Below are 21,977 nucleotides of genomic sequence, written 5' to 3' on the forward strand. Positions count from 1 at the left end.
TGTCATTAAGGAAAGTGAGTTATAGAGGACCGTCTTAAGAATGTCAAAAAAAGCCCGAACCTGATGGAGGCCTTCGTCATGATCCCAAGACTGAAAAGTTCAAAAAAATGGACATCCTTCCCTAAAGAATACTCAGATCAGATTCAGACTGTTTTTAAAGAAAATTTCGCCCAGTATCTGGACAATGCTCAGTTGATCATTGAAGGCCGCATCTATCAGGAAGAAATTGCGCTACGCGTTGGCTATCTGGAAGAAGGCCGCCTGGCCCAAGCCAATTTTGAGGTTTCCATGAGCTATTCACAAGAGCAACAAGACGCAGTTTCCCGCATTCATAACTGTGTCGACGCCGCGGCCAGCATGATGCTGGAGTTCCTGGAAAACGAAGGTGAAGTGGACTTCCCGTACACTTGGAAGGAAGTTCCGTTCCAGGGCAAAAAAGTCTATCTGAAGTTCTCGACGGAAAATTCCAACCTGGAAGCTGAAGCCAACAAACTTCTGGGTTTGAGTGAGGAAGAAATGCTTCACGATACCGACGAAGAAGAAGATGAAGATGCCTTGAGCCGCGCGGAGCAGAGTGAAGAACTGTCGCCTCCACGCGACGATGAGGACTATACTGAAGAGGACGAATCCACGGCAGAAGCTGAGGAAGACTCTGAAGACAAAGGTCCAAAGATGTTTGGTGGCAAAGGAAAGAAGCAGCTTCATTAGAGGCTCTCTCCCGTCTGGGGGATAGATTCTCACTCTGAGACATCCCCTTCATTAAGATTTTTCCAGACAAATCAGAGAGATATCTATTAAATACGAGTTTATGCCGATAAGTTAGGCATGAAAACTCGCAAATACGGAACGTCACTTGTTGCTATCTTAACAGCTTCTTTGTTGCTGGAAGTTTCAGCACAGGCAGCCCCCAACTCACTGACCTATCAAGGTCGAATCCTTAAGGCCGACGGAACACCGCTGGAATATAGCAACGTCAGTTTTCAATTTGAAATCACCAATCCCAACGGCCAGTGCATCATTTATCGCGAGCAAGTGGATCACATTGACCTGACAAACTCTGGTGGTGTGTTCGATGTACCAATCGGAACCGGCTCCCAAAGCCACCCAACCGCCGGCACTTTCACATTGCTTGATTCATTTAAAAATTCCGGCAGCCTTTCCTGTGATGGCGGCGCCATTTACAATCCGTCCGTCAATGATCAACGCCGTCTGCGCGTCAGATTCCATGACGGCACAGGCTGGAAGACGATCTCTCCTGACAATGAAATACGTTCTGTTCCCTACGCCGCTTATTCCTTGTCGGCTCAAAAGCTGGGCTCATATCAGCCCACGGATTTTGTCTTGAAAAACACCGTCGCAGCCTGCCCGGCAAATAACTTCCTGACCTTCGACGGCACCAGCTTTTCCTGCGCACCAGTGACCGGCGCATCTGGCGGCACTGTGACAGATGTCACCTCCGCCAATAGCTATCTGACTGTCGCTACCGGCAATTCCACCCCACTTCTGACTGTCAACGTTGGCACAACCGCCAATACGGTGGCCGCAGGCAATGATACGCGCTTCACAGATGCGCGCATCCCCACAGGCAACGCCAATGGAGATCTGGGCGGCACCTACCCAAATCCCTCCGTCGCAAAAATCCAGGGCGTGGCTGTATCAAACTCAGCGCCCACGTCCGGACACTTTATGAAGTTTTCCGGCACCGAATGGACCAGCTCCGCAATTGCCATTGCCGATGTGACAAATCTGAACAGTTCTTTGAGCGGACTGCTGCCGACCGCGACCTTTAACACTGCCGTTGGCAGCGCCAACTGTACAGCTTATGAAACCGCCTACTGGAACTCCGTCGCCGGAAAATTCCTGTGTCAGGCAATCAATGTGTCTGTTGCAGGAGATGTCAGCGGCTCCATCGGTGCAGTCAGCGTTGATAAAATCAAAGGCGTCAGTGTCGATGCCACAGCCCCAACATCGGGCCAGGTGCTTAAATACGACGGAACCAAATGGGCGCCGGCGACAGAAGTCAACGGACCCATCGCCGCTGCTGATATCCCAGCTCTGGACTGGAGCAAAATCACAACTGGTAAACCGACGACGGTGTCAGGTTATGGAATCACCATCACCTCAAGTGATCTTCCGACCATACCAGTCAATAAGGGCGGAACGGGCCAGACCAGCTTCGTCAATGGTGAGTTGTTGATTGGTAACTCGACTGGAAACACTTTGAGCAAAGCCACTTTGACAGCCGGGTCTGGAATCTCGATCACCAATGGCAACGGCAGCATTTCAATTTCCGCCACGGGATCTGCGCCCACCGGCAACGCTGGCGGAGACCTTGGCAGCACTTATCCCAATCCGACCGTGGCAAAGATTCAGGGATATGAAATTGCTTCGACGGCTCCGACGGCCAATGCCTATTTGAAATGGGACAACGGCACCAGCAAATGGACTCCGGGTTTTGTGAAACTGAGTGAACTGCAAAACCTGACTGGCGGAAGCGCCTTCAATGCCGCCGGCTGTACAGCAGCTCAGACTTTGAACTGGAGTTCGATCACTGATAAATTTGAGTGCCAGAACATATCTATCGCCAACACACAAGTCACAGGCCTTGGCACAGCCTCCACAAGAGCGGCCGGAACCGCCGCCAACGAGGTGCTGTTGCTTGATGGCAGTGGAAAACTGCCATCCAGTGCTCTGCCTTCCACTTTGGGACAATGGCAGGTTTCAGGGACAAAGTTGTATTACGATGACGGAGTCATCGTCGCCGGTGGTGTCGGCACCACCTACACAGGAACAGAGCATCCATTCATTGTAAAAGGAGACCCTGGAGTTTTTGCGCGATTCTTACTGGATCGTGGTGGCAATATGACAACCATGTATACGAATGGTGTCAGCTTTAACATGGGGAAATGCACAAACACAGCCTGCACCGGTACCAATGACTTTCTGGCCATGGACTTTGCGACCAACCGAACGGATCTGGGTACAGGTGGATCCAACAACGAACTCAGTGTTACCAACGGCGGCTATGTCGGCATTGGCTCCAATTCCCCTTCCTACAGACTTGACATCCAAACTTCAGATGCGTTCCAGCAGCGCCTGTTCCATGCTTCAGACGCCGATTATAACGGAGCCGCACTGATGTTGACACGAACCCGCGGGACCATCGCATCCGGCACTGCAGTCAATTCCGGAAACACCATCGGTGGGCTGTACTTCCGCGCCCACGATGGCTCCGGCACCGGAACCACCAACGCCGCCATCGAAGTCAGTGCTTCGGAAACACAAAGCACCACCAATCGCGGCAGCAAAATGATTTTTGAAACCACAACAACCGGATCTGCCACACGCACAGAAAAAATGCGCATAGATGGCTCTGGAAAAGTCGGCATCGGAACCACGTCTCCAAGTTATAATTTGCAGGTTAACGGCACTGGTGATTCAATTGTCGGCGCCTTTGGCGCAGATGCCAATCAGAGTGGTTACACCATGGGCGGCAGCACCACCAACCGCTGGGCGATCGTACAAGACACATCCGCCAACAACAGAACCTTGAATATCTGGCGCGACCATTCTGGCGTCAGCGGCAGCACCGGCAATGTGATGTCCATGCACTCCAGTGGAAATGTCTCTATCGGTGAATTCGGAGCAGACTCGCACCGCCTGAACGTCACCGGGCCTGCAACTGCTTCTGGCGTTCGCATTTCCAATGGCACCTATGCTGGCTATCTGACGACTCCAACCAGCTCTCCGGGTCTGATCCTTTCCGGAGGTACCAAATACACAGGCTCGGCCTGGATCGCAGAAAGCACCACCGCCTCCGCATTGGCCGTCGGTCCAAATGGGGTTGTTTTTTATGGAGCCAATGGTCTGACACCCGGGAACCCGAACACCAACACCCTGCGCATGATTGTCGGTCAGAACGGACAAGTCTCAATCGGCGCTTCGGGCACAGCCTTTCAAAGCGGTTTACTGACCCTGGGTGATTACGGCCACGACCAGGGAATTTTCACCTTGCGCAGATCCGCAGCCAGCGCCAACCTCGACGTGTACGTTCCCTATGAAGGTGCCGATGGCGGAAAATACTTTGGGTATGGCTATCAGGCCAGCACCGGCATGTTCCGCTTCTGGGACAGCACTGCCGGGCAACGCATGAACTTCACGAATTCTTCCGGAAACATGTGGATCGCCGGGACATATTCGAACGGTTCCGACCGTCGCTTCAAAACCCATATTGAAGTGATTCCGAATGCACTGAAAAAAGCTTTGCAAATCCAAGGCGTGACTTACCACTGGAAGCCCGGAGTGAACCCGGATCCAACACAGCAAATCGGGGTGATCGCGCAGGATGTGGAAACAGTGTTCCCGCAAGCCGTAAAAACAGATGCGGAAGGCTACAAATCAGTGACTTACGGAAACCTGGTGGCGCCGCTGTTTAATGCTCTGAAAGAGTTCTATGAAATCTGGAGCAAAGATTCTCAGAACACCAAGAGGGAAATAGCCTCACTGAAAGAGGAGGTTCAAAATCTGAAACAGCAAAATAAAGTTTTCAAAGACTATGTCTGTGAAAAAGAACCGCAAAATCCAATTTGCAAATAGACAACATTGGCCGCGGAATTTTTATTAAGGGGCTTTTTTAGTTAGCGTGCACACCTCATATCAGGATAATGAAAGAAGATGTTTGAAGGACTCAGGATGCTGCAACTACTTCTAATACTGACACTCACCTGTTCCGGGAATTTCGCCCTTGCTACGACCATCGTAATCAATGGTGAGGACGACTGGGCTCCGTATTCATCTGCTTCCGCCGACTACAAGGACGTTGTGGGTCTGGCCCCGGAAATTGTCAAAGCCGCATTCAAAAGTCAGGGTATCACCGTCATCACCCGCCCCGTGCCTTTTGCCCGTTGTATCTATGAAGTGGAAAAAGGAAAGTCTTTGGGATGCTTTGACACCATCATCAACCAGGACACCAAAGATAAATACATCTTTCACAAGACGCCGATGTTTGAAGCAGAAATGGTCGTCTATGGCCGTATCCGCGACGGCAAACAGAATGTGACTTTGAAAGACATGGAAAACAAAGTCGTCGGCACCACGAATGGCTACACTTATCCGACAGAGTTTTTACAGAACAAAAAGATTCTGCATTCACAAAGCCCCACGGAAAAATCCCAACTGGAAAAGCTGGCCAGCAACCGCATCGACTATGCCGTTGTGTGGGGGCTGACCGGGGAATATATTCTGAAAAGCCATCCCGAACTGGCCAAAAAAATCCAGCCGGTGGGCCGCCTTTCCAAGGACGGGTTGTATTTGAACTTTTCAAAGAATCATAAAGATGGAGCGCACTACGCTCATGTTTTTGAAAAGGGTCTGCAGGCCATACGCGCTGACGGCACTTACGAGCGCATCATGACCCGATTCAACTCCCTGCACACCATGAACCCCTAAAACGAAAAATGCCCGTGCCTTACTCAGACACGGGCGCCCCTCGAACAGAGATAAATATAAATTCTAAGGATTAAAGTTCGCGAACGCGAGCTTCGATTTCCGGAACTTCATTCAGGTGATTTTTTGCCTGGATGATGATTTCCACAGCGTCTTTCTGAAGCAAACGGCCGGCAGCCATTTTTTCACAGATCAGAGCTTCCAATTTGTCAGTGATTTCATAGACAGATTCATGCTGTGGCCACAGATTTTTAGCGTCGTTGCTGCCACCCGCACAAAGTGGGATATAGTGATCAATCTTGAACGCCAGACGCTTCATAGAACGCGTTCTGTATCCAATCTGGTCGTATTTCTGGAAGATAGCAGCCTTCTGAGAAGAAGACACATCACGCTCACAGTATTTGATCTTTTCAGGGTAACGGTATTCAGACGGACGGTTGCAAAGAGCCCCCGGCGTCAGGGAAGCATCTGGTCCCTTTGGGAAGGCTTCATAAGCCTGGGACATGGAAACAGAGAACAAAAGAACAACAAAGAGAACTGCGCTCTTCAACATATATTCGCTCCAAATAGACTGCCCTTTACGGTGGCAGGTAGAAACGTCAGACCCTATCTCCGACTTATATTTGTGTAACCGCGGTTAGTAGTAATGGTGCGATTTCTTCTTTGCAATAAAAAACTAAGGACCCTAACGCACCCAGCCTATGTCCCCAAACAAAAAAAAGACCCACCCTCATCAGGCAGGTCTTTCTAAAAATTCTATTCAAGAACAACTTCAAGGCCTTTTTCACCGGCCGACTAGTACTCGTCGTCTTCGACTCCGGAGCCGGATCCTTCGCCCATTCCACGAACTTCTTCGATGAACGCGCTGTTATCCTCTTCAAAGTCATTGTCGCTCGCTGATTCGTCGATTTCCAGCTCTTGGATGGCAGCCAGGAAGTCTTTTTCAGTGCGCAAATCACGGCGGATCATTTCCAGGAATTTGTCCGGATAACGAGAGGTTAGCTCTTCCACATAACGCTCAAGTTTACCATCCTGAAGGATCTTCTTACGAACTTGGATTTTCTTCCAGAACATCAGGTAGTGGTAACGGCAGTAAGCATCCACGGCAGCGATCTGATCGCAATCGCGGGCACGGCAGTAACGGCGGCCTTCGGCATCCGTCAGAACCACTTCTTCGTCAGACTTGGCTTTTTCCTCGGCAACCCACTCTTCATCAACCTCGATCTCCTCTTCGGATTCCTCGACGGCTTTGAGTTCTTCCTCGTACTCACCAATTTCATCGCCCATCAGATCGTCATCGGCGATAAAATCGTCTTCCAGCTCGTTTTCGTCCTTTTCCTTCTTCGCTTTGCCTTTTTTAGGGGCTTTTGCCTCTTTTTTAGGCGCAGCTTTTTCAGGAGCAGGTTGCGGGGCTGCCTTTTTCTCGGCTTTTTTGGCCGCTTCGACCTTGGTTTCTTTAACCTCTTTGGTCTCTTTGGCTGCTTTAACCGGGGCTTTAGCCGGTTTTACTTCCGGCTTTTTCTTCGCCTCAGGCTTTTTAGCCGCCTTAACAGGGGCTTTATCGGCCTTTTTCTTTACAACAGCCTTCGGAGCCGGCTTTTTTGGAGCTGGCTTTGCGGCTTTTGCGGGCGCTTTTTTAGCTGGTTTTGCAGCGGCTTTCGCCGCGGGCTTCTTTTTAACGATTTTTGCCATAGTTCTACCTGGTAGTGCTTTAGATGATCATTTCATCTGTCAGACATTTGAGAAAAGCTGTCAACTCATTTCACTGAAATAGTGCCATCTTGACTGCGCACAAAAATGCTTCCTCTAGGTGCGTCGCCACGAAGACGCCCACGCACACTTTTTTCCGCACTGAGCTTCGTCACACGAAGTTCCGAAGGAACAACAATTTCACCTTCCACCGTCATCAAATTCAAAGAAGCTCCCGATCCCGGAGGCGTCTGAATGCTGACTTTGCCGGACTTGGATTTCACATCCACTTCAGAATCCAGAGTCATGCCAATTGTGATGGCTGCATCCTGGTTCTGACCTTCGATGCGCCCCTGGAAGCCCTGAATATTCAGGCTGCCCTTGCCGCTTTCAAACTGAATAGTCCCGTTGCTTTGGTTGACCTTGGCCGCCGACTGCTGCGCCGACACGGTCAGGAAACCACGCACTTTTTCAATGTTCATCTGACCCGAGAAAAGGGACGCTTCGACATCCCCCTGGATGTTCTTCAAGGTCATGCTGCCAGAGTAAGAGTCCGCCTCCACCTTGCCCAGATGATCGGATACAGAAACGTCGCCTTTTTGCACGTAGACCTGCAACGTCCCTGCGCCGTTAAGTGCCGCAACGCGGCCTTGAGTCAGGCTCACTTTAAGGTCTTTATTCCACTTCTGCGCCACGACGGATCCGCCGCGCAACTGCACTTCTGCAGGCATTGCCGGGCCCGTGATTTCGATTTTTTTCAGTTGTGTATTCGCTTTTGGCAAGATGTTCAGCCAGGTTCTTTTCCCGCTGTATTCATTCATGCGCACTTCGATGATATTATTTTTCTTTTCAACGATGAACATGCCTTCGGTGCCGGACTGCTCCACTCCAGAAACCCGCAACGCGGCACCCGGCTGCGCCACCATCTGAACCTGAGCCTCAAGTCCTTTGAGGACCAGACGATCCCCCTCAGAGACTGGCACGTCGAAAGTCGCCGCCATCACTGGCTGAAACACGAGGTGGGCAAGAATGAAACTAATCGCTGACATGCGTTGACTCCCCTGCCCCATCCCGGGGGCTATTGACTCTGTTCCTAAAATATAAAAAAGTATCCGGGCATTTACAATAAGGTATTTATAAAGCTTCGGGCGGAAAGCGCCCGAGACTAATTTGACAGGTAAAATTTGAGGTGAAAATGGAAAATGTCGTAATTGTGAGCAGCGTAAGAACCCCTGTAGCTACTTTCCAAGGAGGCTTTGCCTCTGTTCCTGCACCAAAACTGGGTGCGGCAGCAATCAAGGAAGCTATCTCTCGCGCAGGTGTTTCTCCTGACGAAATCGATGAATGCATCATGGGTGAAGTCCTGACTGCAGGTGTCGGCCAGGCTCCAGCGCGTCAAGCGGCTCTGGGTGCGGGTTTGAAAAACTCCACTCCATGCATGACCATCAACAAAGTGTGCGGCTCCGGTCTTAAATCCGTGATGCTGGCAGCAGATTCTATCGCTTTGGGACACACTAAAATTGCAGTGGCTGGCGGTCAGGAAAACATGACTTTGGCTCCGCACTTGCTTGAAAACTCCCGCTCTGGTTACCGCATGGGTCCAACGCAAATGACCGACTCCATGATCAAAGACGGTCTTTGGGATCCATACAACAACTTCCACATGGGTAATGCTGCGGAAATCTGCGTGAAAGAACACGGCTTCACTCGTGAAGAACAGGACGCTTTCGCGATTGATTCCTACAAAAAGGCTCAGGACGCGTGGACGAAAAACGCTTTCAAAAACGAAATCGCCGCTGTTGTGGTTGAAGGCCGCAAAGGCGCTGTAACCATCGATAAAGACGAAGAACCGTTCAACACGAACTTCGACAAAATTCCAGGTTTGAAACCCGCTTTCGACAAAGCCGGCACCATCACGGCGGCCAACGCTTCCAAAATCAACGACGGTGCGGCTGCGCACGTTTTGATGTCTGAATCTGAAGCGAAAAAACGCGGCATCAAACCTTTGGCGAAAATCGTGGCACACGCTACATTCGCTCACGAGCCAAAATACTTCACCACAGCTCCAGTGGGCGCGATCAAAGCCGCTCTGAACAAAGCCAACCTGAAAGTGGGCGATGTGGATCTTTGGGAAATCAACGAAGCATTCGCCGTTGTGACTCAAGTGGCGATGAAAGAGCTTGAAATCCCGGCCTCCAAAGTGAACATCCACGGTGGTGCTGTGGCTATCGGTCACCCGATCGGCGCTTCTGGCGCGCGCATCCTGGCGACCTTGGTTCACGCTTTGCACACTCACAACAAACGCTACGGCCTTGCCACTTTGTGCATCGGTGGCGGCGAAGCGGTGGCATTGATCATCGAGAAAGCGTAATCATCATGAGCAAAAAGGTGTTTAAAGACGCCAAGAGCGCGCTCTTTGACGTCAAGGACAACATGACTCTGGTGCTGGGAGGCTTCGGCCTCTGCGGCATCCCGGAAAACTGCATCACTGTCTTGAATGAAATGGGTGTGAAAAATCTGACCTGCGTTTCTAATAACGCGGGCGTGGATGATTTCGGTCTGGGTTTGCTTTTGCAAAAGCGCCAGATCAAAAAAATGATTTCTTCCTATGTCGGCGAAAACGCTTTGTTCGAAAAGCTTTACATGAGCGGCGAACTGGAATTGGAATTCTGCCCGCAAGGCACTTTGGCTGAGCGCATTCGTGCAGGAGGCGCAGGGATCGCTGGTTTCTACACTCCGACAGGAGTGGGCACACTGGTGGCTGAAGGCAAAGAGATCAAACAATTCGACGGTCGCGACTATGTTCTTGAAAAAGGCATCAAAGGTGATTTCGCCTTTGTGAAAGCGTGGAAGGGCGACAAGTTCGGAAATCTGATCTTCAGAAAAACTGCGCGCAACTTCAATCCGATGGCGGCAACAGCCGGGAAAATCACCGTGGCTGAAGTTGAAGAGCTGGTCGAGATTGGCGAACTGGATCCGGATCAGATTCATACGCCGGGCGTGTACGTTCAACGCATCTTCCAGGGCACTGACTATCAAAAACGCATCGAACAAAAAACTGTTTCCAAGGGATAGGAGAGCAAAATGCCATTAACAAGAGAGCAAATTGCTCAACGTATCGCTCAGGAAGTTGAAGACGGCTATTGCGTGAATCTGGGTATCGGCATCCCCACTTTGGTGGCGAACTACATCCCTCAGGACAAGTTCGTTATGCTACAGAGTGAAAACGGTCTTTTGGGCATGGGTCCATTCCCAAAAGAAGCCAATGTCGACGCCGACCTGATTAACGCCGGCAAACAAACTGTGACGGCTCTTCCGGGCGCCAGCTTCTTTTCCAGCGCTGACAGCTTTGCGATGATTCGCGGTGGTCACGTGGATCTGACTGTTCTGGGCGCGATGGAGGTTGATGAAACCGGTAGCATTGCCAACTGGATGGTCCCAGGCAAGATGGTTAAAGGCATGGGCGGCGCAATGGACTTGGTTGCAGGCGCACGCAATGTGATCGTGGCTATGCAACACACGGACAAGGAAGGCAATTCCAAGCTTCGCACCAAATGCACGCTGCCTTTGACGGGCGTAAAGTGCATCAAGAAAATCGTCAGCGATTTCGGCGTGATCGAAATCACACCTGAAGGTTTCGTTTTGAAAGAATATGCTCCGGATCTAACGCCGGAAAAAGTTCTGGCAGCCACTGAGGGCAAAATGAAGATTGCTCCAGACTGCAAAGCGATGACATTCTAGTTTCACTTCAAGACGGCTTCCCACAAAGAAGCCGTCTTGGTTTTATACACTTCCCCGGCGCGCACCCACCAAGGTCCAGTGCCTCATTGCTCTGCCTGAAAATCCCATAGATAATAAATCTTCACGTACTTGCGAGTGGGGTTTTCGTGGCAGAAGCAAAAAAAGTGGCAAAAGACACCTATCTATTCAGAGATGGGGATGCTCCGGATGCCATGTATATCGTTAAGACCGGCGGTTTTGCCATCACCAAAAGCAAAGGCAACACTGAAGTTGTCATCGCAGAAATCCAGCCTGGCGCGATGGTCGGCGAAATGGCTTTGTTCGACAAAAAACCCCGCAGCGCCAATGTAAAAGCCACCAAAGATTCTGAAGTGATCGCACTTCCCTATGACTCTTTGAACAAACAGATGGATCAGCTGCCGGTGTGGGTTCGCGCCATCATGAAAACGCTGAATGAAAAACTGCGTGATGCGAACCAAAAAATCCGCCTGCTTGAAAACACCAATCCCGATGAAGAGCGCTTCCCGCCTCACATCGTGAACAAGTACATTTCCATTCTGAATCTGGTTGGGAACAAGTATGGGAAACCGGAAGAAGGCGGGGGCTTGAGCTTCTCGTCTGTTCTGATTCGCAACTACACGATTCAGATTTTCCAGGAAGCCACCAACAAAATGCAAAGCATCACCAATGCCCTGACTGATCTTGGCTATCTTTCCCAGGAAGACCGTGGCGACGGCACACAGAAAATCACCAACCTGAAACCACAGGAACTGTTTGGCTTTGTCGACTGGTACAACGAGTGGCTGTTCAAACAGGATAAAGACCGCCTGCCGGCGTTAACCGAACCTGAGGTCAACATTCTAAACGGCATCCTGCTATTTGCCCGCCGTGCCCAGCCGAACCACAAGGGTTTGTACAAAGTAGATCTGACCGATGTGCAGAACGAATCCATGAAAGAGCTGGGTCAGCTGATCCGCGCGGACGATGTGAATTCTTTGATTGAGAAAAAATATCTGACGGAAAAGATCATGGATGAAAAAGGCGTCTACATCATGGTGGAACTGCCTTACGTTGAACCTTTGGCGCGCAATTGGACCATCGTAAACAACCTAAAAAAGAAACTTCGCTAGAACGCGGAAAATAAAAAAGCCAGGGACTCCCTGGCTTTTTTATTCATTCTTTCAAAGAAACTTATTCAACAACCGGCTCTTCCTGACAACGCAGAGGCAACTTGTCATTAGGAAGCTTCGCCACGTTTTCCCCGCCCACTGTATGCACATAGATCGAATTGGTTTTTGCACCACAAGCAATCGGCTGACCCAATGTCAGAATCACACGGTCCCCGGTTTTACCCAAGCCATGGGACACCAACAACAGATCCACTTCACGCAGGATATCCTCCATCGTCTTATATGGCTTGATCGCGTGGGTCTGAATACCCCAGCCCAATTCCATGCCATTCAAAACATCCAGATGCTGAGTCACGGAAATAATGCGCGCCTTCGGACGGAAGGCCGAAATGATATTTGCCGTTTTACCGGAAGTCGTCAGACAGATGATCGCGGTTGCATTCAGCTTCAGCGCACTCAATGAAGCACTGGCGGCGATAGACGCCGGCGTGCTCAGAAACTCGTTCTCAAGAGAGATTTTATAATACTCTTCTTCGTTGCGTTCCACTTCAGTGATGATCTCGTGCATAGTGCGGATACACTTGAACGGATATTTGCCGCTGGCAGATTCCGCCGACAGCATCAAAGCATCAGTTCCATCCAAAACCGCATTGGCCACATCCGTGATTTCCGCACGAGTTGGACGAGGGTTTTCAACCATGCTATCCAGCATCTGCGTCGCTGTGATCACCGGCTTACCCAATTGATTGCACACCTGAATGATGCGCTTTTGATAACCCGGCAGACGGCTTTGACCGACTTCCACAGCCAAATCCCCGCGCGCCACCATGACAGCGTCGCTCAGGCGGCAGATTTCTTCCAGATTTTCGATCGCCTCCACCATTTCAATTTTGGCTACGATCTTCGCATTGGAATTCCCGGCCTCGATCAATTCACGCAGCTTGCGGATATCACGGGCATGACGAACGAAACTCAAAGCAATATAATCAACTTTATTGGCAATACCGAACTGCAGATCCTCCAGATCTTTTGGAGTCATGCAGTCCACAGGCAGATTTACACCCGGAAGGTTCATGCCTTTGCGGTCTTTCAGAATACCGCCATAGACAACTTCCACGTCGATTTCCTCACCGCGAACCTGCAAAACCTTCACTTCCATCAGGCCGTCATCCAGCAGGATGCGCGTGCCCGGCACGCAGGCCAAAGGCAGCTCTTGGAAGTCGGACGGAACCAATCCTGGTTTCCCCAGAACTTTTGCCGTCGTTACCACCAGTTTTTCGCCAGGTTTAATTTCGATGGAGCCATTTTCAAACTTACCAACGCGGACCTTCGGCCCCTGAAGATCCTGAAGAATCGCCACCGGAGCCTGAAGCTCTTTAGAGAGCTTGCGCAGAGAATGAACCACCTTCAGGTGATCTTCATGGCTTCCGTGCGAAAAGTTAAGGCGAGCCACGTTCATGCCCGCCTTAATTGCTTTTTCCAGATTTTTCTCATCACGTGTCGCTGGCCCAATAGTGGCCACAATCTTCGCTCGACGATCTGCTAACATTTGAACTACGCCTTCCTGCTATATGAACTCATCTTCACAGACAAGTTTTGCATATCTTCCTGATGGCGTCTATTCATTCTATCAAGTTGATCTTGATGCGAATTGTTCAATTGAGCTATCTTAGCCTCGTACTTCATTTGCATGGATTCTTTTTCCATTTTACCGGACTTATCCCGCTCATCCACACGAGTTGCGTACATTTTCTCGATGCGCTTCAATTCACGATCCTGACTGTCTTTCAGGGCAGCCAAGCGATCTTCATAAGTCTTAACAGTCTGCTCCAACTTGGAGTTGAAGCTGGCTTCCATAGTTCTGAAGCGCTCCGTCATGGCTTTATGATTGGCAGAATGATCGGCACTGTTTTTCTCGCGCACCACGTCCATGCGCTCCATGTAGTTCGCCTTCATGGTGTCCAAAGAATCGCTATAGTAGCGCTCCATCTGATCCTGATTCTTATTGGTCAGATCGATCACTTTTTTCACGCGGGCTTCAGCGTTATTCGCCACCTGCGTAACCTGATCCTTATGGGTCGTCAGCAGGTTTTCTTTTTCCTCGCGATGGCGAGTGTTCATAATACTGACCTGGGATTTGTTTTCACGATCCGTATTGCGCAAAAGCTTCTGATTTTCCGTCAAAACCTTGCCAATACGCTCATCGTTGATGTCTTTCATGCGATCCACAGCGTTTTCGCGCTGTTCTTCAGAAAGATTCAACCGCTGCTCATAAGCTTGAGTCAGGTTGCGGCGCTCAATGCCACGCAGACGTTCGTTTTTGGAAATCTCATTATTCAAACGGCTGTTCAGACGCTGAATCTGACTGTCACGGGAACGAATCTGGCTGTTAATACGACCATTCACGGAGTCCCTGAAGTTCTGATTCTGCTCGTCCATCAAGTTGGATTTCTGGGACAGGGTGTTTTCGTACTTATCGCGAACCGCCACACGCTCCTGATCCATGATTTCCTGCTTCATCTGCAGGTTGTCACCGTACTCTTCCTTGCTGTTGGTCACATAATCAGAATACTTCTGGGACCAGCGGGAATTGTCGGCCTCACGCTGGCGCTCAGACTGCTTCAGGCGCCCCTCATAGGACTTGCGCATTTCACGTTCATTGCGGTCTTTCGAACGCAATGTTTCATCGTGACTGGTTACAATGGATTCTCTTTCACGCTCGTGGGCTTCATTCAGCTTTCGAGCATTGTCTTTGATGGCTTTCTGGGATTTGGTGCGATTTTCCTCAATCGCGCTCTGAAATCTTTCATCACGATGGCTGACTTCGGAATTCAACTGACCCACCAGATTTTGTTTCTGGGATTCGTTGATTTCTTTCTGCTTTTTGATGGTGCTTTCATACGCCGCTTTTTGCTCTTCACGGGCGTTATAGGCATCTTCAGTTTTATTGCGCAGAGACTCACGATAAGTCTGACGGACCTCGTCGATTTTCTTGGAGTTTTCATAGTCGCGCTCACTCAAAGTCTCGCGGTTACGATCCTTCAGTTCGGCGATACGGCCTTCATATTCATCAGTGATATTCTTGATTTCGTCATGGTGACGCTGCTCAAGTCTTTTAACTTCTGCATTACGGCGCTTGGCATTTTCGCTTTCACGATTTTCGTACTCTTCCCGAGTCTTGCGAATTTTTTCGTCCTGACGCGCACGATCCGATGATGAAATAGAAGACATCCTATCCTCCCAGACCTCAGATTAACATGAGGGATGGGAAGAAACTTCAATTGACATGGAATGCAAATTAAAATCAGGACCAGAGTCTAGCGCTCAAAGACGCGCTGACGGTAAAGCTCTTTCATGCGCTGAGTTTCCGCGGCTTTTCGCTGGCGGCGCGCTTCTTCGGCCTTTTCCTGAGCTTCGATAGAAGCCATCTTTCTTTCAGTCAGCGCCTGATAAAGCTGGCTTGATTTCTGAGCCAGATCACCCCAGTTATCACGGTACAGACGCACTTCTTTTGCGAAGTCCTCTTTGCTGCCACGATACAGGGAGTTCCACATCGGCAGGTGCTCTTTCATATTTACAGGCTCAATCATGCCGTATTCGTTCTTGCCTTGAGAGTTCATACCGGCAACCCAGACCTCGAAGCCCTCAGGGATTTCCAAAGTCTTCCCATCGCGCAAAGTCACTTTAAGGGATGCATTCATATTGCGGATCAAAATGCGGGAATCCTGGGAAATCACCCAATATTCCCCCATCGTCGCCTTGGTCGTGGCATAAAGACTTTCAAGCTGCAGGTTTTTTCCACCTGCAACCCACACAGCCCCCTTCACCAAGCGCCATTGATCCGGCGCCAGACGAACCAGGGCCGATCCAGCCGTCGCATGCAGCTGATTGTTGCCTTTTTCAAAATGGAAAGCAGAACCGGTCACCTGAATCGCGCAGCTTTCCTGAGACTTCAGACAAGCCGATGGTTGCTCAATCAGATCGCCGGCGGCCCGAACCCGGACCTCCATCTGAAATGCCATCAAGAATAACATCAAGCGCACGACTTTCTTCATACTACTCAACACTTTGCGCCAGTTTGCGCGCCTGCTTTTTCAGGTTTTCATTCTTGAAGTTCTTAGCCACGGTTTTATAGATTTCAGCCGCTTCCTCTGTCTGACTGTTGATTTCGCTGATCTGCCCCATGCGAAGCAGAATAAAACCCGTCAGATCGTGCTGCGGATACTGGGTCACCATCTCGTCAATCTGACCCAGACTGCTGCGGTAGTCTTTTTTCAGGAAATAGCTTTCAGCAATGAAAAAACGCGCCTCAACACTGTGCTGGGACAATGGGTATTTTTCCAGCAACTGACCAAATTCACGAATGGCGCGGTCATATTCCTGACCATTAAAGTAACGCTTTCCCTTTTCATAAATGGCACCGGACAGATCCAAAGCCTCTTCACTGGCTGGAGCACGCACCACCGCGGAAAGATTGTGAAGTTCATACTTTGCTTGAAGTGTTTTGTCGTTCGGAAGAACCTGCGCAACGGTTTGCTGGAAGTCCTTCAACTGGTAACTCAAAAGAGAGTTGTTGAATTTCTCTTTTTCCACCTGTTTTTGCAGGGATGCCAGACGCATTTCATACTCTTCATGACCATTGAAATGCGCCACGAATGTGGCATACACCCCCATGAATCCGACAGCCAGGCACAGGCAGAAGACGACGAATAAAGAGTTCTGATTTTTCATGTCTCACTTATCGGCAAAAACCGATAAATATTGAGACTGTCTTATTTCGAGACGGACTTCTGGTCGTAGGTATAGACGATCTCAGCGTCCAGATCCTTCCACTTGCCATCCTTCTGAATTTTCGGCGCCACACGCCCCTTCATCACCTGCAGCTTTTTGTCCGCCTGGGAATACCAAAGATGAATCGGATCGACGATGGCGGCGATGATGAAACTTGTGGGCTTCATGCGAAGCTCCATCCACTTGACGCCGGCCACATCTTTTTCGCCGACTTTTTGCAGGGTGAATCCAACCGTCTCCAGGCGATCCCAAACAGCGAAGCGAACATCCAGCGGCTTTCCGGCTGCCAAGTCGCCCCAGCTTTTCTCAACAAAAGCATTGAAATTGGGAGTGCTTAAAACAAAACCACTCAGTTTTTCATCCGCACTTTTCTTTTTCCCACCAGGGCCTTCATATTCAAAATAAATGCGCCCGTCGCGAACCTGGAAGCGGCCTTTTTCATCCGTTTGCTTTCGATCGATTTCATAAGACAGCACCTCGGCCCCTTTTATCAGGCCTTTTTCACTCACAACAACCTTGCCTTCGGCATCACGGAATTCCGTCTGCGTTTGCACTCCGTCGGCCTGCGCAGCAAGATCTATATTCAAAGTAAAGAGAGTTTTTTGGCGATTGGATTTCAAATCGTAAAGGGTTGCAGAAGAATAGTTTTGAGCAAATCCGAAAACCGGAAACAAAAGTGCAAGAATGAATACCATAAAGCCCCCCATCGAAAGTCCATAGTACCCAATAGATCAGAAAATAAAAAGCATGACACTTAACAGCCATTAATTTCTGCAACACATCCAGGACCTGAAAATTTCATTTAACTTGACCATCCCGACACGGAAAATTAGGGTAGGTTCCTTCGGGATAAGGATTGATGAGCTATGAATAAAGCGCAATTGGTGGAACTGGTCGCAGAAAAAACAAAGACAACCAAGAGTCAATCCGAACTGATTCTCGACGCCACCCTGGAAGCTATTCAAGAAGCATTAAAAGACGGAGACGAAGTCAAACTTGTTGGCTTTGGCACATTCTCCAGAAGTTCCCGCAAAGCCCGCCAGGGACGCAATCCTAAAACCGGCGAGACGGTGAAAATTCCCAGTGCCTACATTCCCAAATTCAAACCCGGCAAAGACCTTAAAGACGCCCTTAATTAAACTCAGGGCGATCCAAAATTCGCGACCAACCGCTCATACCGGATTTCCAGATATAGTTCTGAGCACTGACGCGCTGACTGCGCACGGATTCCTGAATTTCACGCACAGAATAAGGCCCTTCTTGCACCATGGCCTTGCCATCATCTGAGGCCACCAGCAACACCCATTCTTTATCATCAGCGGCGATATCCATCCCCTGCACATAACCTTGGGTCGCCGGGAATAAACTGCGATCAAACCCCCACTCCCAAGCCGACTTCCAGCTGCCATCCGCATCACACGAAATCAAATCATGAGGACCGATATCACCTTTTAGTATGAGCTGACGGATTTCTTCAAAACCGACAGGGCCCTGGGGCTTTAGATTTTTGTTGTAGTACCAACGGTCATTTTTCATAGCTTTTCCTTTTTACTCAGGAACGGTGCCGGCAAGGACTCGATCACTTCCAGCGCTTCATAGTAAACCACATCAAAATGCTGATTGCCCAATGGCTTTTTCAGGAAGGTTGCCAAAGTGGCGGCCTTGATCAGTTTTTTCTGATATCCGCCAAACAAACGCTCCCCCATCATCCCGCCCAGCAAAGACGCAGCCAGAACATAGCTCCACTTTTTACGCGGACGCGCCTGCAGACGATGCCCCGGAACACCGGTGATCACCATCAACTCATGCATCTTCTGCGCAAGCGCCAGCTGCAGGGCCTCTTTCCCCAGATCCGAGGGACCGCGAGCCGCCAAACTTGCCTTGATATCTGCAATCGTGTCGGTCTTGCGTTTGTGATTGATGATCTTGGATCCAAAATAGGCCACAGCTTCCTTCCATATCAGACGCAGGAAATCTGCTGGAACATCCGTGGGGATCAGCTTTTCACCACTGACTTGAGCATGCACAAAGTGCATCGCCAAAGAGGCCGCGTGATTCACCGTTCCCCGCGCCAGATAGGCCGCACCAATTTCTGGTAAATAGAACGAGTTTTCATCCGCAATCATCATTTCAATCCAGCGCAATTTTTTGGGATCATAGTGCTCACGCACCTGACTCCAGAAAGAACTGTCCCGGGCCGTGTACACAGACAGACTGGAGGTCGAAACCGTCAACCCCAGTTCTTCCGAAATGATCTTCACATAACGACCAACATGATCTGTATAATCCAGCAGATCCTCATCATCTTCGTCGTCATCGTCATGCAGGCCCAGATCGTAAGTCTGTTCCAGATACATCAGATAATTCTGCCATTTCACCCATGGCGGAACACTCATCAGACAGAAAACATTCTGTGACAGGCGCACCAAATCCGTACTGGCTTCCAGCTCACGATTCAGCAGCTGAAAATAGATCTTTTCAGAGTTCTGGAAGATTCGCAGAATACGCTTGGCAAACGGCGCACCCAGAATACGGACGATCTCGGCGGGAATATGCTCTGATGCCAGATGCAAATCCCCGTAGATAACGAAAACCAAATGATCGGGATGAGCCTTAACCAATTCCGCAATTTTCTTACCGGCAAAGACATCCCGTGACTTCAAAGTCGTGGCATTGCGTTTTTTATAGCTGCGATTGATTCCGCGGACAGCGACCTTGTTTTTTTGCGCCCAGCGCAACAAAGGACGATAGTATTCCCAGGGAAATCCCCACTTGGACTGCCATTGCACTGATTTTAGAAAATCACGCTCTGACATCTTTCCGGACATATAGCGGTCGATCTTGTCCTGATCGGCGGCCTCAAGAAACTCCACAGCCAGGATGGTTTTACGGTCTTTGGGAATATGGCGCAGGATGCGCGCCTGGGCTTTTTGGGACTGATGAAGGGCGTGAAAGTCCCCGACCATAACGACCTGAGAGTGACTCATCTGCTCCCAAAGAGCTTCCTTGGTGGAGGCCGTCCATTTCTTGGCGAACTCCTTTTCATAGACCTTTTGATAGCGCATCAATTCGGGCGTGTCCCGCCCCAATCGATGCCGCACCTGCTTTTCCATCTGCAAGTACAGGTCTTTCCGAATACGTATCCATTTTTGTAGGTCGTTCAAGCTGTCTTCCTTGAGAGCATTCCGAAGTATTTTTACATAATTTCGATTGATTTCAAACACGATTCTAAGATTCAATGGGGTCATGAAAAACACAGCCAGCAAATCCAAGTTCCTGCTTATCGCGATGATCGCCACCCTGATCGGCGTGGGTGTTCATATCTATTTGACCCTGCACTACTATGATATCAAGTTCGGCCTGTCTGCCGGCGATTCAATGTGCAATATCAATGAAGTACTGAACTGCGATGCTGTGACTGCCAGCAAATTCTCGGCCCTTCTTGGGGTGCCGATCGCACTTTGGGGTGTGATGACCAATTTGGTTTTGCTGTATTTCCTGGGTGTCACCCGCTTCAACCTTGTGCAGGATTCAGATCGCACGTCCCGCTACGCTTTGTTGCTGTCCGGGGTGACGGTTGTGGCCTCCGTGGTGATGGGGTTGATCTCTGTTACGGCGATGAGCAACCTTTGCATCTTCTGCATCAGTGCTTATGTGCTTTCTGTCGTCGGTTTCATCTTCACTTGGATGGGTGCAGAAGATGTTACTGCTGAAAATATCAGCAACGATATCAAAGATATCTTCACCTCAGAACGTTGGGTTGCGGGCTTCCTTCTGGCGATCCCAGCCTTCGCATTCCTTGCAAATATTATGTATCTGGAAAGCCATGGCCTGTCTGACATGGAAAAAATGGCCAAAGAAAAAGTGGCTTACTGGCAAGTGGCTCCTCAGCAGAACTTTGACCTGACAAAGGGTCTAAGCATGCAAAAAGGAACTGATGAACCTGTAATGACAATTGTGGAATTTGCAGACTTCCGTTGCGGCCACTGCAAACACGCGGCCGCACCCTTGCACAACTTCACTAAAAATCATCCGGACGTGCGTTTGATCTACAAACCATTCCCACTGGATGGCACGTGCAACGAAGCCATGAAAAACGGCGGCGGTGACGGCATCTCTTGCGGTCTGGCCTTTGCCACTTTGTGCTCTGAAAAGATCGCTCAAAAAGGCTGGGTGGCGCACGATTATATCTTCGACAATCAGGAAGAGATCACGCGCATGATGAACCTGGATAAGAATCTTGAATCCATCGCAACAGCGACCGGCATCCAGCTGGAAGAACTGAAAACCTGCGTGAAAGGCACCGAGATTCCTGAAATCGTGCGCAACACCGCCAAAGAAGGCGAAGTGGCGCAGATCCGCGGGACTCCGGCGATCTTTGTAAATGGCAAGCTGCTGGACGGCGGCCAACTGATTCCGGTCCTTGAAGCTGCTTATAAAACACTGAAAAAGTAAGATGAAAAACGGCCTCTAAGAGGCCGTTTTCTTTTTAGAATCCGATCATTTCGGCCAGTATGTTGGCGAGCTTCCCGAAGCCGTCGTCAAACACCACAACACTGGTCTTTGCCAGACCGTTGACGATATCCAACCAGAACGCCAGGACAATAATTGCCAGGGATGCAAACCACGCCGCCTTCACCACATAAATGGTGGAACGAACATCCTGAATACGCAAATCGCCCTGAACTTTTTCAACGATTTTCAAAACATACTGAAGTTCGCGGAAGTGCTCTTTGAATTTCTCGCGAAGCTCCTGCTGCTTGGCGCGCGTCAGGGAGTTGATCCCAGGAAAGCTTCTTTTGGCTTTAATTGCATAGATCAAATCGATGGAATGATTGATGTATCGAGTGACTTTATCCTGAAAGTTCGGGTACTCCGAAGGCTTTTCCAGGAAATCTTTCAGCTCTTCGATGGCGCGATCGTATCGCTCATCCAAAACCCATGTCAGGATGTTGTAACGCAAAGACTCAGGCCGGCCCAAGTCCGACTTGTCGACATTCATATCGAAGAAGGCGCCTTCTTCCCTTTTCTTTGCTGGATCCGCAGCGTTTGCGGCGTCTTTTAATGCGGGTACTGACATGAGTATCTTTTCGGCTGTTTGGTGCCGATATTAAGGTCTTTTGTTACTACCAAGGTCCAGTCTTAGTACCTTGGTTTGACTAATTATGTCTCATCCTGAGA

20 protein-coding genes and 1 riboswitch are annotated in these 21,977 nt (G+C 49.8%); of the genes, 9 read left to right on the top strand and 11 right to left on the bottom strand.

Annotated elements, in window-relative coordinates:
- Positions 1–78 precede the first annotated feature (78 nt).
- The 3 genes from ACNQKP_RS14885 (at position 79) to ACNQKP_RS14895 (ending at position 5,448) form a co-directional block, all read left to right on the top strand.
- Positions 79–708 (top strand): hypothetical protein, encoded by a 630-nt coding sequence (locus ACNQKP_RS14885; protein WP_417865605.1) that lies wholly within the window; start codon positions 79–81, stop codon positions 706–708.
- A gap of 117 nt (positions 709–825) precedes the next feature.
- On the top strand, positions 826–4,596 hold the full coding sequence (locus ACNQKP_RS14890; RefSeq protein WP_417865607.1) for a tail fiber domain-containing protein: 3,771 nt from the start codon (positions 826–828) through the stop codon (positions 4,594–4,596).
- A gap of 96 nt (positions 4,597–4,692) precedes the next feature.
- A complete protein-coding gene (locus tag ACNQKP_RS14895; RefSeq protein ID WP_417865609.1) occupies positions 4,693–5,448 on the top strand; it encodes a substrate-binding periplasmic protein in 756 nt (251 codons plus the stop codon).
- A 70-nt stretch (positions 5,449–5,518) separates the two neighbouring features.
- Here the strand turns inward: ACNQKP_RS14895 and ACNQKP_RS14900 are convergent, their stop codons facing one another.
- The 3 genes from ACNQKP_RS14900 to ACNQKP_RS14910 form a co-directional block, all read right to left on the bottom strand.
- Positions 5,519–5,998, bottom strand: a complete 480-nt coding sequence (locus ACNQKP_RS14900) for a hypothetical protein (protein ID WP_417865610.1) — start codon at positions 5,996–5,998, stop codon at positions 5,519–5,521.
- A riboswitch (purine riboswitch) is annotated at positions 5,993–6,090 on the bottom strand. Its footprint overlaps the gene before it by 6 nt.
- 150 nt (positions 6,091–6,240) lie before the next feature.
- On the bottom strand, positions 6,241–7,137 hold the full coding sequence (locus tag ACNQKP_RS14905) for a hypothetical protein (RefSeq protein WP_088565170.1): 897 nt from the start codon (positions 7,135–7,137) through the stop codon (positions 6,241–6,243).
- Between the two features lie 65 nt (positions 7,138–7,202).
- Positions 7,203–8,183, bottom strand: coding sequence for a DUF4097 family beta strand repeat-containing protein (locus ACNQKP_RS14910; RefSeq protein WP_417865612.1), 981 nt, complete (start codon positions 8,181–8,183; stop codon positions 7,203–7,205).
- Between the two features lie 146 nt (positions 8,184–8,329).
- Here ACNQKP_RS14910 and ACNQKP_RS14915 point away from each other — a divergent pair, with 146 nt between their 5' ends.
- From ACNQKP_RS14915 to ACNQKP_RS14930, 4 genes are all read left to right on the top strand, one after another.
- The gene (locus ACNQKP_RS14915) at positions 8,330–9,505 is read left to right on the top strand and encodes a thiolase family protein (RefSeq protein WP_417865614.1); all 1,176 of its coding nucleotides are present in this window, start codon (positions 8,330–8,332) and stop codon (positions 9,503–9,505) included.
- Positions 9,506–9,510: 5 nt separating this feature from the next.
- Positions 9,511–10,209 carry a CoA transferase subunit A gene (locus ACNQKP_RS14920; protein WP_011164541.1) on the top strand — a complete coding sequence of 233 codons (699 nt, stop codon included), beginning with the start codon at positions 9,511–9,513 and terminating at the stop codon, positions 10,207–10,209.
- Between the two features lie 9 nt (positions 10,210–10,218).
- The gene (locus ACNQKP_RS14925) at positions 10,219–10,875 is read left to right on the top strand and encodes a CoA transferase subunit B (protein ID WP_417865616.1); all 657 of its coding nucleotides are present in this window, start codon (positions 10,219–10,221) and stop codon (positions 10,873–10,875) included.
- Between the two features lie 146 nt (positions 10,876–11,021).
- Positions 11,022–12,005 carry a cyclic nucleotide-binding domain-containing protein gene (locus tag ACNQKP_RS14930; protein ID WP_417865618.1) on the top strand — a complete coding sequence of 328 codons (984 nt, stop codon included), beginning with the start codon at positions 11,022–11,024 and terminating at the stop codon, positions 12,003–12,005.
- Positions 12,006–12,066: 61 nt separating this feature from the next.
- Here the strand turns inward: ACNQKP_RS14930 and pyk are convergent, their stop codons facing one another.
- The 5 genes from pyk to ACNQKP_RS14955 form a co-directional block, all read right to left on the bottom strand.
- Entirely contained in the window at positions 12,067–13,554 is a 1,488-nt protein-coding gene (gene pyk, locus ACNQKP_RS14935; protein WP_417865620.1) for a pyruvate kinase, read from the bottom strand.
- A gap of 5 nt (positions 13,555–13,559) precedes the next feature.
- Complete coding sequence (locus ACNQKP_RS14940; protein WP_417865622.1) at positions 13,560–15,236, bottom strand: hypothetical protein; 1,677 nt, start codon at positions 15,234–15,236, stop codon at positions 13,560–13,562.
- A gap of 86 nt (positions 15,237–15,322) precedes the next feature.
- Positions 15,323–16,027, bottom strand: coding sequence for a hypothetical protein (locus tag ACNQKP_RS14945; protein WP_417865624.1), 705 nt, complete (start codon positions 16,025–16,027; stop codon positions 15,323–15,325).
- Positions 16,028–16,061: 34 nt separating this feature from the next.
- Positions 16,062–16,736 (bottom strand): tetratricopeptide repeat protein, encoded by a 675-nt coding sequence (locus ACNQKP_RS14950; RefSeq protein ID WP_417865626.1) that lies wholly within the window; start codon positions 16,734–16,736, stop codon positions 16,062–16,064.
- Positions 16,737–16,777: 41 nt separating this feature from the next.
- Entirely contained in the window at positions 16,778–17,491 is a 714-nt protein-coding gene (locus ACNQKP_RS14955; RefSeq protein WP_417865628.1) for a hypothetical protein, read from the bottom strand.
- A 171-nt stretch (positions 17,492–17,662) separates the two neighbouring features.
- Here ACNQKP_RS14955 and ACNQKP_RS14960 point away from each other — a divergent pair, with 171 nt between their 5' ends.
- Positions 17,663–17,935, top strand: a complete 273-nt coding sequence (locus tag ACNQKP_RS14960) for an HU family DNA-binding protein (protein WP_011164549.1) — start codon at positions 17,663–17,665, stop codon at positions 17,933–17,935.
- On the opposite strand, the gene ACNQKP_RS14965 is transcribed toward ACNQKP_RS14960, so the two are convergent.
- Positions 17,928–18,332: a DUF4339 domain-containing protein gene (locus tag ACNQKP_RS14965; RefSeq protein WP_417865630.1), complete on the bottom strand. Its 405-nt coding sequence runs from the start codon at positions 18,330–18,332 to the stop codon at positions 17,928–17,930. The genes ACNQKP_RS14960 and ACNQKP_RS14965 overlap by 8 nt on opposite strands.
- Positions 18,329–19,960, bottom strand: coding sequence for a ChaN family lipoprotein (locus ACNQKP_RS14970; protein WP_417865632.1), 1,632 nt, complete (start codon positions 19,958–19,960; stop codon positions 18,329–18,331). Before ACNQKP_RS14970 ends, ACNQKP_RS14965 begins: the two co-directional genes overlap by 4 nt.
- Before the next feature lie 82 nt (positions 19,961–20,042).
- On the opposite strand from ACNQKP_RS14970, the gene ACNQKP_RS14975 reads away from it, so the two are divergent.
- Positions 20,043–21,251, top strand: a complete 1,209-nt coding sequence (locus ACNQKP_RS14975) for a vitamin K epoxide reductase family protein (protein WP_417865634.1) — start codon at positions 20,043–20,045, stop codon at positions 21,249–21,251.
- A 34-nt stretch (positions 21,252–21,285) separates the two neighbouring features.
- Here ACNQKP_RS14975 and ACNQKP_RS14980 read toward each other — a convergent pair whose 3' ends face one another.
- Positions 21,286–21,876 carry a hypothetical protein gene (locus ACNQKP_RS14980; RefSeq protein ID WP_088565156.1) on the bottom strand — a complete coding sequence of 197 codons (591 nt, stop codon included), beginning with the start codon at positions 21,874–21,876 and terminating at the stop codon, positions 21,286–21,288.
- Between the last annotated feature and the right edge of the window lie 101 nt (positions 21,877–21,977).

The sequence above is a fragment of the Bdellovibrio bacteriovorus genome, assembly GCF_048286975.1.
GTDB lineage: Bacteria > Bdellovibrionota > Bdellovibrionia > Bdellovibrionales > Bdellovibrionaceae > Bdellovibrio > Bdellovibrio bacteriovorus_H.

Coding starts and splice junctions, on each gene's coding strand:
- pyk (WP_417865620.1), bottom strand. CDS start 13,554: ATGTTAGCAGATCGTCGAGCGAAGATTGTGGCCACTATTGGGCCAGCG.
- ACNQKP_RS14925 (WP_417865616.1), top strand. CDS start 10,219: ATGCCATTAACAAGAGAGCAAATTGCTCAACGTATCGCTCAGGAAGTT.
- ACNQKP_RS14955 (WP_417865628.1), bottom strand. CDS start 17,491: ATGGTATTCATTCTTGCACTTTTGTTTCCGGTTTTCGGATTTGCTCAA.
- ACNQKP_RS14905 (WP_088565170.1), bottom strand. CDS start 7,137: ATGGCAAAAATCGTTAAAAAGAAGCCCGCGGCGAAAGCCGCTGCAAAA.
- ACNQKP_RS14920 (WP_011164541.1), top strand. CDS start 9,511: ATGAGCAAAAAGGTGTTTAAAGACGCCAAGAGCGCGCTCTTTGACGTC.
- ACNQKP_RS14890 (WP_417865607.1), top strand. CDS start 826: ATGAAAACTCGCAAATACGGAACGTCACTTGTTGCTATCTTAACAGCT.
- ACNQKP_RS14940 (WP_417865622.1), bottom strand. CDS start 15,236: ATGTCTTCTATTTCATCATCGGATCGTGCGCGTCAGGACGAAAAAATT.
- ACNQKP_RS14910 (WP_417865612.1), bottom strand. CDS start 8,183: ATGTCAGCGATTAGTTTCATTCTTGCCCACCTCGTGTTTCAGCCAGTG.
- ACNQKP_RS14965 (WP_417865630.1), bottom strand. CDS start 18,332: ATGAAAAATGACCGTTGGTACTACAACAAAAATCTAAAGCCCCAGGGC.
- ACNQKP_RS14945 (WP_417865624.1), bottom strand. CDS start 16,027: ATGGCATTTCAGATGGAGGTCCGGGTTCGGGCCGCCGGCGATCTGATT.
- ACNQKP_RS14900 (WP_417865610.1), bottom strand. CDS start 5,998: ATGTTGAAGAGCGCAGTTCTCTTTGTTGTTCTTTTGTTCTCTGTTTCC.
- ACNQKP_RS14950 (WP_417865626.1), bottom strand. CDS start 16,736: ATGAAAAATCAGAACTCTTTATTCGTCGTCTTCTGCCTGTGCCTGGCT.
- ACNQKP_RS14885 (WP_417865605.1), top strand. CDS start 79: ATGATCCCAAGACTGAAAAGTTCAAAAAAATGGACATCCTTCCCTAAA.
- ACNQKP_RS14975 (WP_417865634.1), top strand. CDS start 20,043: ATGAAAAACACAGCCAGCAAATCCAAGTTCCTGCTTATCGCGATGATC.
- ACNQKP_RS14960 (WP_011164549.1), top strand. CDS start 17,663: ATGAATAAAGCGCAATTGGTGGAACTGGTCGCAGAAAAAACAAAGACA.
- ACNQKP_RS14980 (WP_088565156.1), bottom strand. CDS start 21,876: ATGTCAGTACCCGCATTAAAAGACGCCGCAAACGCTGCGGATCCAGCA.
- ACNQKP_RS14895 (WP_417865609.1), top strand. CDS start 4,693: ATGCTGCAACTACTTCTAATACTGACACTCACCTGTTCCGGGAATTTC.
- ACNQKP_RS14915 (WP_417865614.1), top strand. CDS start 8,330: ATGGAAAATGTCGTAATTGTGAGCAGCGTAAGAACCCCTGTAGCTACT.